General features: G+C 73.8%; 12 protein-coding genes. 8 read left to right on the top strand and 4 right to left on the bottom strand.

Annotated elements, in window-relative coordinates:
* Positions 1-28 precede the first annotated feature (28 nt).
* Together E1212_RS02780 and E1212_RS02785 are read right to left on the bottom strand one after the other, a co-directional pair.
* Positions 29-1,285 carry an LCP family protein gene (locus tag E1212_RS02780; RefSeq protein ID WP_203416269.1) on the bottom strand — a complete coding sequence of 419 codons (1,257 nt, stop codon included), beginning with the start codon at positions 1,283-1,285 and terminating at the stop codon, positions 29-31.
* Positions 1,286-1,372: 87 nt separating this feature from the next.
* On the bottom strand, positions 1,373-2,182 hold the full coding sequence (locus E1212_RS02785; protein ID WP_131978782.1) for an SAM hydroxide adenosyltransferase: 810 nt from the start codon (positions 2,180-2,182) through the stop codon (positions 1,373-1,375).
* Between the two features lie 216 nt (positions 2,183-2,398).
* Here E1212_RS02785 and E1212_RS02790 point away from each other — a divergent pair, with 216 nt between their 5' ends.
* The 7 genes from E1212_RS02790 to E1212_RS02820 all read left to right on the top strand — a co-directional run bounded on the left by E1212_RS02790 (position 2,399) and on the right by E1212_RS02820 (position 9,991).
* On the top strand, positions 2,399-2,911 hold the full coding sequence (locus E1212_RS02790) for an acyl-CoA thioesterase (RefSeq protein ID WP_131978785.1): 513 nt from the start codon (positions 2,399-2,401) through the stop codon (positions 2,909-2,911).
* A 215-nt stretch (positions 2,912-3,126) separates the two neighbouring features.
* On the top strand, positions 3,127-4,683 hold the full coding sequence (locus tag E1212_RS02795) for an LCP family glycopolymer transferase (protein WP_162605270.1): 1,557 nt from the start codon (positions 3,127-3,129) through the stop codon (positions 4,681-4,683).
* Positions 4,684-4,848: 165 nt separating this feature from the next.
* Complete coding sequence (locus E1212_RS02800; RefSeq protein ID WP_131978791.1) at positions 4,849-5,940, top strand: glycosyltransferase family 2 protein; 1,092 nt, start codon at positions 4,849-4,851, stop codon at positions 5,938-5,940.
* A complete protein-coding gene (locus E1212_RS02805) occupies positions 5,937-7,103 on the top strand; it encodes a glycosyltransferase (RefSeq protein WP_131978794.1) in 1,167 nt (388 codons plus the stop codon). The genes E1212_RS02800 and E1212_RS02805 overlap by 4 nt, the downstream gene beginning before the upstream one ends.
* A 127-nt stretch (positions 7,104-7,230) precedes the next feature.
* Positions 7,231-8,091 carry an ABC transporter permease gene (locus E1212_RS02810; RefSeq protein WP_131978797.1) on the top strand — a complete coding sequence of 287 codons (861 nt, stop codon included), beginning with the start codon at positions 7,231-7,233 and terminating at the stop codon, positions 8,089-8,091.
* 10 nt (positions 8,092-8,101) lie between these two features.
* On the top strand, positions 8,102-8,887 hold the full coding sequence (locus tag E1212_RS02815) for an ABC transporter ATP-binding protein (RefSeq protein WP_131978800.1): 786 nt from the start codon (positions 8,102-8,104) through the stop codon (positions 8,885-8,887).
* 3 nt (positions 8,888-8,890) lie between these two features.
* Complete coding sequence (locus tag E1212_RS02820) at positions 8,891-9,991, top strand: glycosyltransferase (RefSeq protein ID WP_131978803.1); 1,101 nt, start codon at positions 8,891-8,893, stop codon at positions 9,989-9,991.
* A gap of 97 nt (positions 9,992-10,088) precedes the next feature.
* Here the strand turns inward: E1212_RS02820 and E1212_RS29205 are convergent, their stop codons facing one another.
* Together E1212_RS29205 and E1212_RS02835 are read right to left on the bottom strand one after the other, a co-directional pair.
* Positions 10,089-10,604 (bottom strand): hypothetical protein, encoded by a 516-nt coding sequence (locus E1212_RS29205; protein WP_162605271.1) that lies wholly within the window; start codon positions 10,602-10,604, stop codon positions 10,089-10,091.
* Positions 10,601-11,971 (bottom strand): glycosyltransferase, encoded by a 1,371-nt coding sequence (locus E1212_RS02835; protein WP_203416271.1) that lies wholly within the window; start codon positions 11,969-11,971, stop codon positions 10,601-10,603. Before E1212_RS02835 ends, E1212_RS29205 begins: the two co-directional genes overlap by 4 nt.
* A 35-nt stretch (positions 11,972-12,006) precedes the next feature.
* Between E1212_RS02835 and E1212_RS02840 the strand changes: the two genes are divergently transcribed.
* Entirely contained in the window at positions 12,007-13,203 is a 1,197-nt protein-coding gene (locus E1212_RS02840) for a hypothetical protein (protein WP_131978812.1), read from the top strand.
* Positions 13,204-13,395: the final 192 nt, after the last annotated feature.

Genomic DNA, 13,395 nt, shown 5'->3' on the forward strand with positions numbered 1-13,395 from the left:
GGCGACCCTTCGCGAAAGGCGGCGGCGCCTACGGCTGGGCCTCGATGACCTCGGGCGGGATGTCGTCGCCGTTCTGAAGGGCGGTCCACAGCGCGCCGGCGAGCTCGGGATCCCAGGTGACGGTGTTGCCGACGGAGCCGAGTGGGACGGTGATCGTGGCACCGGAGCCGCCGGACACCGAGCCGATGCCGCGGGCGAAGGCGAACATGTCCATGGGGCCGGTGTTCTCGTCGAGCACGAGCGCGTCGCCGCCGGCCAGCGCCGTGCGGGTGAGCTCGATGGGATTGACCAGCGTGCCGGGCGACAGCGCCTTGTCGGCGATGGCGGAGATCAGCTCGCGCTGGCGCTGCACCCGGCCGATGTCGGAGGTCGGGTCGAAGTGCCGGGCCCGCGCGTAGCCGAGCGCATTGGGCCCGTCGAGAACCTGGCAGCCGGCCGGCAGGTCGATGTGCGCCTGCTCGTCCTGCACCGGCTCGTCGAGGCACATCTCGACGCCGCCGAGGGCGTCGACGATGCCGGCGAAGCCGCCGAAGCCGATCTGGACGTAGTCGTCGATGGCGACGCCGGTGGACGCCTCGATGGTCTGCACGAGCAGCGGCGCGCCGCCGAACGCGAACGCGGCGTTGATGCGGTTCTCGCCGTGCCCGGGGATGTCGACGACGGAGTCGCGGGGGATGCTGACGAGGGCGTTCTGGGCGCCGCCGCCGGGCACGTGCAGCAGCATGATGGTGTCGGTGCGCTGGCCCTCGGTGCTGCCGGTGCCCAGCTCGCTCTGCTCCTCGTCGGTGAGGTCCTCGCGGCTGTCGGAGCCGACCAGCAGGAACACCCGCCCCTCGGAGAGCGCCGAGCCGTGGTCCTCGGGAATGGCGTCGACCTTCTCGATGCGGCCCCACACGTACCAGATGAGCACGCCGAGGGCGACGACGATGACCAGCAGGATGGCGAGCAGCCAGCGGAAGAACCGGCCCGCGCCGGAGCGCCGCTTCTTCGGCCGGGCCGGGGGCTCGGCGCCGTCGCGGCGACGGCGGGTGGGCGGCGGCGTGGCGGGCGGGCCGCCGAGGCCGTCGGTGTCGGCCGGGCCGTACGCGTCGGCCGGCATCATGCTGGTGCCGCCGGCCGGTGCGGCCATGGCAGGAGCGGGCTCCGCCGCCTGGGCAGACTCGTCGTCGCGTGGGCTGTGGGCCGTGCCGCCGCGATAGGAGACGCCGGGCACGTGGCCGGCCTGGTACGTGGTGACCTTGATCTCGGTCCCGCGTGCTCCGCCGTCCGCCCCGGGCGCCGCCATGCCTGCATCGCCGTCTGGTCGCATCACGCTCGACCATACCGTCGCCGAACCACTCTGTAACCTGCCGATCGGCACCGGCGCGGCGCGTCAGCTGCGCAGGTCGACGGTGTCGCCGTCGCGCAGGCCGAACTCGAGCGCCGCAGAGCCGCCGTTGACGACCAGTTCGAGGAACCCGGGCCCCGAGCTGCCGGTGACCAGCGCGGCCGTGCCGGCCGGTACCTCGGACAGGTGGTCGTGGTAGCGCACCTTCGTCCGGCCGACGGCGACCCGGTCGCCCGCCGTCAGGGCCAGGTCGGCGGCCGTGCACGTGAGCTTGCAGTTGCCGAAGTTGTCGACCAGGGCGACCCGGACGCCGTCGGGCCGGTCGGGGACGGGCAGCTCGACCGGCGACGACGGAACGGGGCGCTCGTCGAGCACCCACTTCGCCAGCAGCGGCAGGTACCAGAGACTGCGGAACTGCGTGGCGGCGACGTCGACGGCGTCGGGCTCGCCGATGCGGGCCCACGAGCCGGCCGCGTCGAGCACCGTCGGCGCGTCGGTCACCTCGACCGAGTCGACGCCGAGGTGGCGGCGCACCGGGTCGAGCAGCAGCGGGTCGTAGGTCGAGAAGACTGTGTGCCGGCCGTGCCGGAACCAGCAGAACGGCGCGCCGTTGGGCCAGCTGCCGTCGCGCGGCGCGACGTTGACCAGCGTTGCCGTCGGGAAGCCGTCCTCGCCGAGCAGCCGCGTGGACAGCAGCACGTCGAGCAGGGTCAGCCCGGCCGCCTCGAGGGGCGCCGGCCCGCCGAGCGGCAGCACCACCGGCGACCGGCCGAACAGCGCGGCCATGCGCGTGGTCAGCCGGGCCTGCGCGTTGGTGTCCGAACAGTCGGTCAGGTACGTGATCGGCGGATACATCGTTCCCCTCGGGGCCGGGAGGTGGGCATGACACGTCATGGGCAACAAAAAAGGGCCCCCGCGTGTGCGGGAGCCCGGTGAGCTGACGTGGACGCGTCAGGCCAGCATCGAACGGCCGCACAAGGAGTGCAGCATTCGCATCATGGCCTGGCCGTGCGTCACGTCACAGACCGTACCTACGCGCGTTCGACGTGGTCAAGCCGTACGGTGGCGAGCATGAGTCCCGAGGGCCGGCCGTCGTCGGCCGCGCAGACCAGCCTGTCGCGCATCATGACCGCGCTCGACACCAACCTGCTCGGCACCGTGCACGGTGGCGTCATCATGAAGCTCGTCGACGACGTCGCCGGCGCGGTGGCGCAGCGGCACTCCGGCGGACCGGCCGTCACGGCGTCGATGGACGAGATGACGTTCCTCGAGCCGGTGCACGTCGGCAACCTCGTGCACGCGCACGCGAAGGTGAACTGGACCGGCCGGACGTCCATGGAGGTCGGCGTGCGGGTGGTCGCCGAGCCCTGGAACGAGGTCCGCCCGGCCACGCCGGTGGCCACGGCGTACCTCGTGTTCGTGGCGCTCGGGGCCGACGGCTCGCCGCGCGAGGTGCCGCCGGTGCTGCCCGAGACCGACGAGGACCGCCGCCGGTTCGCCGAGGCGGAGATCCGCCGGACGCACCGGCTGGCCCGGCGCGCCGCCATCCTGCGCTCCCGCGAGCAGGGTCTCGCCGACGTCTGACGGACGGTTCGAGCGGGTCTGAGTGGGTATGCCTGGCTTCGTCCCCAAGAGTGTGACTCGTGTGACGGAAGAGACGCTTGGGTTCGGCGTGCCGCCCGTGAGATCGCGATGCCTTGTGGTGATACTGACGAAGCGGTGAGCGTGGGGACTCGCCGGCTCGTCCGGTTTGGGGGATGTGCATGACGACAGCGGCCCGGCCGCCGGATCCTCGGCGCGTGCGCGCCCGCCGTGAAGCCATCGCCGCGCTCAAGGCCCAGCGGGCCGAGGCGGCGCGCTTCCGCCGTTCGGTGACGCTCATGGCCATGTCCGTCGTCGCGCCGGGGAGCGCGCAGCTGGTCGCCGGGCACAAGAAGACCGGCAAGATCGCCCTGGGGATCTACGGTGGCCTGCTCGGCGTCACGGCGCTGGTGCTCTGGCTGGTGCCGCTGCAGGACCTCGCCGGGCTGGCCGTCCGGCCGTGGCTGCTGACGGCGTTCAAGCTGCTGGCGTTCGGAGTGGCCGCGGCCTGGGTCGTGCTGCTGCTCGACGCCTGGCGGCTCGGCCACCCGCCCGGCCTGAACCAGAAGCACCGGCTCATCATGATCGGCGCGACGCTGGCCCTGGCGGCCATGGTGTCGACCCCGTTCGTCGTCGCCGCCCGGTACGCCACGGCCGCCCACGACGCCGTCGTCGAGATGTTCCCGTCGGGCGAGGTCGCGGCCGCCAGCGACGGCCGGCTCAACATCCTGCTGCTCGGCGTCGACGCCGGCGACGGCCGCGTCGGGGTGCGACCCGACAGCATCAACCTGGTGTCCATCGACGTCCGCACCGGCGAGCCGGCGATGATCAGCCTGCCGCGCAACCTCGAGAACGCCCGGTTCGCCGACGGCACCCCCGCCGACGACGAGTTCCCGCGCGGCTTCTCCGGCGACGGCGAGGGCGACGCGTCCGACTACATGCTCAACGCGACGTGGACGTTCGGCGAGGAGAACCCGGAGCTGTTCGAGGGCCCGTCCGGCCCCGGCCCCACCGCCGTCAAGCAGGCCGTCGAGGGCACTCTCGGCGTGCCGGTGCACTACTACGTCGCCGTCGACCTGCAGGGCTTCCGCGACATCATCGACGCCATCGGCGGCATCACCATCCGGGTCAACGAGGAGCTGCCCATCGGCGAAAAGGGCCGCGTGCTCGAGCCAGGGCTGCAGGAGCTCGACGGCTACCACGCGCTCTGGTACGCCCGCTCGCGCGAGAGCTCGTCGGACTACGCCCGCATGGCCCGGCAGCGCTGCGTCCTCGGCGCGCTGGTCGACCAGGCCGACCCGCAGACCGTGCTGTCGAACTTCGTGGACCTCGCCGATGCGTCGAAGTCGGTCATCACCACCGACATCCCGCAGCAGGACCTCGCCAACCTCGTCGGGCTGGCGATGAAGGCGAAGGACCAGGACATCACGTCGCTGCAGTTCGTGCCGCCGCTCATCGTGCCGGCCGACCCCGACATCGGCCTCATCCACGACGAGGTCGACGCGCTGCTCGACGGCGACGCGAAGCCGGCCCCGTCGGAGTCGGCCCCGTCGGAGTCGTCCGCGGAGTCGGAGGAGCAGCCGGCGGACGAGCCGGCCGAGCAACCGGCCGGCGAGCCGAGCGAGGACCGGCCGAGCGAGGACCGGCCGAGCGAGGACCGGCCGAGCGACGAGTCGAGCGAGGAACCGGACGACGAACCCCGCGACGAGCCGAGCCAGGACGAGGACGACCCGGCGGACCCGGTCGAGATGTCGTCGGCCTGCTCCTACGAGTAGCCGGCGGCCGGGCCCGGCGGGTGCGCGGGCTCGCCGCAGGACCTCGTCGACGGACGGCGGGCGCTCGCGAGGACGACGCATGACGAAGCGAAGAGGCTGCCGGGGAGACCGCGCAGTGGATCATCGGGTGCGAGACGGCGGGCACCGGGTAAGGTGCTCGCCGACATGAACGCCGCCGAACCCTTCCGTACCGGCCGGCCGACCACGCCCGACGAGCGCGTGTGGCCGGCCGTCTCGGTCATCATGCCCGTACTCGACGAGGAGCGGCACCTGGCCGAGGCCGTCGCCGGCGTGCTCGCCCAGGAGTACCCGGGCGAGCTCGAACTGGTGCTCGCGCTGGGCCCGTCCCGCGACCGCACCGACGACATCGCGCGCGAGCTGGCCGCCGCCGACCCGCGCATCCGGCTGGTGCCCAACCCGGCCGGCCGCACCCCCGCGGGCCTCAACGCCGCGCTGGGCGTCGCCCGGCACGGCGTGGTCGTGCGGGTCGACGGGCACGGCGTGCTGTCCGACCACTACATCCGCACCGCCGTCGCCGAGCTGGAGCGCACCGGCGCGGCCAACGTCGGCGGCATCATGAACGCCGAGGGGCAGACCGACTTCGAGCGGGCCGTCGCCTGGGCGTACACGTCGCCGTTCGGGCTGGGTGGCGCGAAGTTCCACCTGGGCGGGCGGGCCGGCCCCGCCGACACCGTCTATCTCGGGGTGTTCCGGCGCGAGGTCCTCGACCGGCTGGGCGGCTTCGACGAGCACTTCGTGCGGGCCCAGGACTGGGAGCTCAACTACCGCATCCGCGCCGCCGGCGAGACCGTCTGGTTCACGCCCGACCTCGTGGTCAGCTACCGGCCGCGGCCGAACCTGCGCGCACTGGCCCGGCAGTTCTTCAAGACCGGCCAGTGGCGGCGCGAGGTGGTCCGGCGCTACCCGGACACCGCGAACGTGCGCTATCTCGCCGCGCCGGCCGTCACGGTCGCCGTCGCCGCCGGGACGGTGGCCGGGATCGCCGGGCTCGTGGGGCCGTCGTGGCTGCTCGCCGGCTGGCTGGCGCCGGCCGGCTACGCGCTGGGCGTCGTCGGCGCCGCGGCGCTGGCCGGGCGCGGCCTGCCGGCGAAGGCCCGGGCCTGGCTCCCGCCGGTGCTCGCGACCATGCACCTGACCTGGGGCGCGGGGTTCATCGCCGGGTCCCGCGACGCCGCGCGGTCCCGCCGCGGCGCCCCGGCACCGGGTGCCGCAGCCGCGGAAGGACCGGCCACGTGAAGGTCCTGATGCTCGTGCAGTCGCCGATCGCCGGCGACTCGCGCGTGCTCCGCGAGGCCGCGACGCTGACGGCCGAGGGGCACACGGTGCACATCGTGGGCCGCGACGTCCCCGAGGGCTTCGATCCCGGCGACGGCGTCACCGTCGAGTCGGTCACCCGGTCGCGCGGCATGCGCCCGCCCGGCACCCCCCGCGGGGCCGCGCTGACGTCGTCGTCGGGCCCCAGGGCGGTGGTGCGCCGGGCCGGGCGCTGGCTGCTGCTGCCCGAGCACCGCGAGCGCACCGAGCGGCGCTGGCGCGACGACGCGGCCAAGCTGCTGGCCGGGCGGCCGGCCCCCGACGTCGTGCACGCGCACGACTACAACACGCTCGGCCTGGGCGCCGAGCTGGCGGGACGGTGGTCGGCCCGGCTGGTCTACGACAGCCACGAGCTCTGGTTCGACCGCGGCCTGCCGGGCCGGCCCACACCGCTCGGCCGGCGGCGCGGGCGCCGCAAGGAGACCCGGCTGGCCGGAGGCGCCGAGGTGGTGCTCACCGTCAGCGAGGGCATCGCCACCCGGCTGCGGCAACGCGGCCTGCGTGACGTCCGGGTGGTCCGCAACACCTTCCCCATGGCCGGCAGCGAGCCGCCGGAGCTGCCCGACGCCCCGGCCGGCATCGCCTACGCCGGGCGCATCGGCCCCGGCCGCGACCTCGAGGCCGTCGTCGGCGCCGCCGCCCGGCTGGCGCCGCTGCGCACCGTCCTCGCCGGCCCGGCCGACCCGGGCTACGGTCTCGACCCCGCCGGCGTCGAGCTGCTGCCGCCGATGGCGCTGGCCGAAGTCGACCGGCTCTACCAGGAGGTGGGCGTGGCCGTCGTCACGCTCACCGACACCTGTGCGAACCACCGGCTGGCGCTGCCCAACAAGCTGTTCCACGCGGTCCGCGCGGGGGTGCCCGTGGTGGCCGCGAACCTGCCCGAGCTGCACGCCGTCGTCCTCCGCTACGGCCTCGGCCGCCTGTACCAGCCGGGCGATGCATCGTCGCTGGCCACGGCCGTGAAAGCGGTGGCGGCCGACTACACTGGACACGTCGAGGCGGTGCGCAAGGCACGACCCGAGCTGGCCTGGGAGCACGACTCCCGCGTACTCGCCGACGCGTACGCCGACCTGGAGGCGGAGTGAGATGGCCGACATCGTCTCATCCCGCCCACGGGTGCGTTGTTTCGTCAGAGTGTCGTCTACCCTTGACCCGATCCGGTGCGGATCCAGTCGATCCGGCACCCGGCCGCGGTAGAAAGGCAAGCCTTCGATGAACGCCACTCGTACCGACGAGGACTTCACCTCGTCGGTGCACGTGTACGAGCCGCACCGGGCCGGGCTGCCCCGGCTCAGGCCGTACATCCGCACCCTGTGGCAGCGCAGGCAGTTCGCCGCGGAGATGTCGCGGTCGAACATCCGGGCCGCGAACACCAACACGTTCTTCGGCCAGATCTGGCTGGTGCTCAACCCGCTGCTGCTGGCCTGCGTGTACTACGTGCTGATCACCATCCTGCGGGAGGATACCGGGGACGGGGCGGAGCGGTTCGTGCACCTGTGCGCCGGGCTGTTCGCCTTCTACTACTTCTCCGGCTGCCTGACGACCGGCGCGTCCAGCGTGGTGGGCGGCGGCAAGCTGCTGCTGAACATGTCGTTCCCGCGGCTGCTGCTGCCGCTGTCGGCGGTGCGCACGGCGTTCTTCCGGTTCCTGCCCACGCTGATCGTCTACTTCCCGATCCACATCGCGTTCGGGCAGCCGCTGAGCTGGCAAATGCTGCTGGCGCCGATCTTCCTGCTCATGCTGACGGTGTTCGGCGCGGGCGCGGCGATGATGTTCGCGACGCTGCAGGTCTACTTCCGCGACACCGCCAGCTTCCTGCCGTACTTCGTGCGCATGTGGCTGTACCTGTCGCCGGTGCTGTGGTTCGCTGAGGACGCGCCGGAGCGGTTCGAGCCGTTCATGATCTTCAACCCGCTGTACTCCCTGCTGGGTGGCTGGACCGACCTCATCGTCCGCGGGCAGATCCCCGACCTCTCGCTGTGGATCTTCGGCGCCGCCTGGGCGGTTGCCGCGGCGGTGGTGGGGAGCCTGTTCTTCATGTCGAGGGAGCGCGAGTTTGTCGTCCGTCTCTGAGGTTGGCGCCGTGACCACCACTTCGGCCGCCCCGAACGCCGTCGTCGTCGAGGACGTCTCGCTGACGTACCGCACCACGTTCGAGCGCGTCCCGACGTTCAAGACCGCGATCGTGCGCTTCGGCCGCGGTGAACGCGCGGTCAAGGAGGTCAACGCGGTCCAGAACGTGTCGTTCGCGGTGCCGCACGGCAACGCCATCGGCATCATCGGCGCCAACGGTGCCGGCAAGTCCACGCTGATGCGCATGATCGCCGGCATCCTGCCGCCCACCAAGGGCCGCATCCAGGTCAACGGCCGCGTCAGCACGCTGCTCTCGCTCGGTGTCGGGTTCAACGCGGCGCTGTCCGGGCGCGAGAACGTCGTCCTGGGCGGGCTGGCCGCCGGCCTGAGCCGCAAGGAGATCCAGGAGCGCTACGAGGAGATCGCCGACTTCGCCGAGCTCGGCGAGTTCATCGACATGCCCATGCGCACGTACTCCTCGGGCATGTTCCAGCGGCTCGCGTTCTCCGTCGCCGTCCACATGGACCCCGACATCCTGCTCATCGACGAGGCGCTGTCGGCCGGCGACGCCAAGTTCAAGCAGAAGGCCGCGGCCAAGATGAAGGACCTGGTGACCAACGCGCGCACCATGTTCCTCGTCAGCCACGCCCTCAGCAGCGTCCGCGACCTCTGCAACGACGCCCTGTGGCTGCACAAGGGCAAGCTGATGATGCGCGGCACCCCCAACGAGGTCATCGAGGCCTACAACACCTTCCTCAAGGTCGGCGAGGACGCCTTCACCCTCGAGGACCTCTGAGCCGTGGGCGCACCACGTGTCGACGTCGCCATCGTGTCCGCCGGGCATGACGTCGCCGACGCGCGGCTGCACAAGATCAGCGCGGCGCTGCAGCGCGCCGGCCTGAGTGTCGAGCTCGCCGGGCTCGGTGAGGCGGCCGGCGGACCCGCCGGGGTCCGGGTCCGAACCACACAGCGCGGCGGCATGGCCCGCCGCGCTGTTCGCGCCGCGGTCCTGCCGTGGCGCAGCCGGGCCCGCGTCCTCATGACCGTCGACCCCGACGTCGTGCCCATGGCCCGCGCCGCGGCGTCCGTGCGCGGCTGCAAGGTCGTCGTCGACATCCACGAGGACTACGCCCGGCTGCTGTCCGACCGGTCCTGGGCGCGCGGCCTCATCGGCATCGGCGCCCGCATGATCGTCCACGCCAGCACCCGCCTCGCCGCGGGCGCCGACGTCACCGTCGTGGCCGACGACCACATCCCGCCGCACCAGGCCCGCCGCCGCCTCGTCGTCGAGAACCTGCCCGACCTGCAGCTGCTCTCGCCCGGGCCGCCCGACGCCACCCCGCGCGCGGTCTACATCGGCGACCTGCGCGCCAGCCGCGGCCTGTTCGACATGGTCGACGCCGTCGCCGCCGCGCCCGCCTGGACGCTCGACCTCATCGGCCCCGTGGCCGCCGCAGACCGCGACGAGCTGTCCGCCCGGCTCATCCGCCCCGACGTCGCCGGCCGGGTCGTGCTGCACGGCCGGCAGCCACCCGAGCGGGCCTGGCAGATCGCCCGTGGCGCCTGGGCCGGCCTGGTGTTCCTGCGCGAGACGCCGGCGTTCCGCGAGGCGATGCCGACCAAGCTCTACGAGTACCTCGCCAGCGGGCTGCCCGTGCTGTCCACGCCGCTCCCGCGGCAGACGTCGGTCATCAAGGAGTCCGGCGGCGGCGTGCTCATCGCCGGCCCGGCCGAGGCCGCCGAGGTGCTGCGCCGCTGGAGCGAAAGCCCCGAGGATCTCGAGGGCTACCGCAAGGCCGCCCGCGAGTGGACGGAGCGCAAGCTCAGTGAGCGCACGCCGTACGACCTGCTCGCCGAGACCATCGCCGAGATCCTCGCGCCTCGCGCCGCCACGCCCTGACTCCCTGCTCGGGCCGGCACCACGATCACCCGAGCCTCACCACGGTTGCAGGCGTCGTGCGGCACGAGATCTCGTGCCGAACGTGATCATCTCGGGGTCAGCGGGCGGTGAGCTCGCGGCCTGCGGCGGCGGCGCCGTTGAGAACGCGCGGGGCCGACGGACGGCGGGCGAGCTGCCAGCCGGCGCGGACGGCGCGGCTGTCGAGGACGACGACGAGGTCGGCGCCGGTGGCGGCGGCCAGGGCCTCGGGGTGCGACCGCAGCCGGGACCAGTACTGCGCCGCCAGCCGGGCGGCCTTGACCTGACGCACGAGCTTGCGCAGCCGCGAGACCGGCCGCCGCGCGGTCGCGGGAGCCGCGACCGGGTTCGGCGAAGCGTCCGGAACGGCTGAGGGAGCCGCCGCCGGCGGGACCGCCGCCGGCGGGACCGCGGCTGCCGCCGTCGCCGCCCGGCCGTTGAGCACGACGACCTGCGGCACGAGGTCGTCGACCGGGTCGAGCGGCGCCGACCAGGAGACCAGCGTGAGCTCGAGGTCGTCGCGGCCGAGGTCCTTCACGACGGCGGCCAGCTGGGCGCGCCCCAGTGTGGCGGTGCCGAGCAGCGTCACCTTCACGGCGCCGCCTTGACGGTGACGGGGGCGCCGCGCAGCGCCTCGATGCGCGGGTCGAGCTGCAGGTCGCGCCGGTAGCCGGCGCCGAACGCGCGGGCCTGGGCGTGCTGCTCGGGGGTCGCGCTGCGGGCGGCGTCGGCGGCCGCGGCCAGGGCGGCGGCGACGGTGCCGGGCTCGAGGTCGGCGACGGGGAACCAGAGCGGATGGCCGCGCAGCACCTCGGTGGCCGCGTTGCCGGGCTCGTGGACGGAGACGACCGGCAGGCCCGTGGCGAGGTACTCGAAGACCTTGCCGCTGGTGACGTAGCGCCCGGCGCCGAGGATCAGCAGCAGCACGTCGAACTGCGCGTACGTGGCGGCGATGTCGGCCTTGCCCACCGGCCCGCGGTAGCTGACGCCGTCGGCCGCCGCGGCCTCGATGGTGGCCAGCAGGTCCGGCCGCGGCTGCCCGTAGAAGCCGAGGTAGCCATGGATGCGCGCCTCGGCTCCGGCCAGCGCCGCCTCGGTGGCGCGGCCGTGCTGCCAGCCACGGACGAACTCGGCCAGCGGGACCCTCGGGGTGACGGTGCCGACGTAGCCGAAGACGACGGGGCCCTCGCCCAGCGGCGCCCGCTCGCCCGTGGGCGCCGGCGCGAGCTCGGGGTCGAAGCCGTTGGCGACGGTGTGCATCTTGGCGGCGTGCGCGGGGTAGAGCCGCCGGTGCCAGTCGCGGATGGGGTCGTTGACGAACCAGACCTCGCGGGCGCCGGCCACCAGCCTGCGCTCCCAGCGGGCGGCGCGGCTGCGCTCGGAGTGCAGCCGCTCGCCGCTGAACACGTCGAGCAGCCAGGCGTCGCGGTAGTCCATGACGTACGGGACGCCGTGCTTCTGGTGCAGCCGCCAGGCCGCGGTGAACGCGACGTGCGGGTTGGCGGTGGCGAGCACGAGGTCGACGGGGTCGGCGGCGTGGATGCGCTCGGCGGCGGCCTCGATGACCGGGCGCCAGGGGCCGTACCCGACCTCGGGGAACGGGACGGCGTCGCGGCGGGCCCGCAGCTTCGCCCAGAGGCGTGGGAAGCGGGCCCGGAACCGCGACCACTGCCGCAGATCGGGCTCGTGGATGGGCCAGGCGAACGGCACCCGTACCACCTCGACCGCGGGGTCGATGCGCTCCTCGAGAGTGGGATCAGTCCCCGTGAACCGGACGAATGTGTCACGCTCTACCGTCAGCACCGTGACGCGCCAGCCCAGCCGGGCGAACCGGTTGGCCGTGGCGAGCACGCGGTAGACGCCGCCGCCCCGGCAGGGGGGAAACCCCCAGGCCACGTAGAGCAGGTGGGGCCGGTGGTCAGGGGGCGTGGCGGCCCGCCCCCGGCTGGCGTGCGTCATCATGTCACCGCACAGGCTACGACACCCGGAGGGTCCCCATGGCACTGCGCGCGGCGGTGAAGCGCTGGCTGCCCGGCAGCGTCGTCGACGGCCTCGCGCAGGCCCGGCGAAGGGCCGGCTGGCTGCGCCGCCCGCTGCCGCCGCTGGAGCCGTTCCCGCAGGTCCGCCCGGCTGCCGCCCGGCTGCTGATCGGCCCGACGAACTCGGCCGGCCAGGGCTGGGCCTGGGCTCGCGCGGCCGAGCGCGCGGACGCCGACGTGGCCGCCGCCTGCTTCGCGATCCGGCGCAACAGCTACGGATTCGCCGACGACTACGGCGTTCCCGTGCCGGTCTACGCGCACCCGCGCTGGCAGCAGGCGCATGAGCGGTACGTCCTCGGGACCTTCACGCACGCCGTCGTCGAGTCGATGCGGCCGCTGTTCGGCTCGCGGCACGCCCGCGACGCCGGCGGCGACGTCGCCGTGCTCACCGAGGGCGGCCTGCGCGTGGCGCTGCTGTTCCACGGGTCCGACCTCCGCCTGCCCAGCCGGCACGCCGAGCGCGAGCCGTGGTCGCCGTTCCGGATCCAGGACGACCTCACCGAGCGGCTCGAGGAGCAGGCCCGCCGGCACGCGGCCTTCGCGACGGCGTTCGCCGGCGGCGACGGCGGCGGGGGCCTCGTGCTGGTCTCGACGCCGGACCTCTTCGACGACCTGCCCGGCGCCACCTGGCTGCCGGTCGTCGTCGACCCCGATCGCTGGCAGGCGCCGCCGTCGCCCGGCCGGAGCCGTCCGGTCGTGGTGCACGCGCCGTCGAACTCGCGGCTCAAGGGGACCGAGATCGTCGAAGCGGCGATGGCGGAGCTGAGCGCCAAGGGCGTGCTCGAGTACCGGCGGCTCGACGGCGTGCCCCACGACCGCATGCCGGCCGCGCTGGCCGCGGCGGACATCGTCGTCGACCAGCTGACCATCGGCCTGTACGGGGTGGGCGCCTGCGAGGCCATGGCGGCCGGCCGTACGGTGGTCTCGTACGTGGGCGACACCGTCCGCGCACGGGTCCGCGAGCGCACGGGCCTCGACGTGCCGATCGTCGAGGCGACGCCCGACGACCTCGCCGACGTCGTGGCGGCGCTGGCCGCCGACCCCGACACGGCGGGGGAGCGGGCGGCCCGGGGGCCGGGCTTCGTCCGGGCGGTCCACGACGGGACCATCTCGGGAACCGTGCTCGACGATTGGCTTCGGCGGACTAGCCGGTGATCTGATGGGAACCGGCGGAACCCCTCTGGGACACTGGGTATATTCGCCGATCGGCCGGCAACCGCCTCGGGACTCTCCGGGGCGCGATCTCGTGAAGGGCGTGGAGGGCAACACGGTGGCTCGGGGAAGAGACAGGCGCCGAGACGACCAGCCGGCACCGGCGGGCGGCGCACCGGCCACCGGGGCACCCGC

It is taken from the genome of Jiangella ureilytica, assembly GCF_004348545.1.
GTDB classification, from domain to species: Bacteria; Actinomycetota; Actinomycetes; order Jiangellales; family Jiangellaceae; genus Jiangella; species Jiangella ureilytica.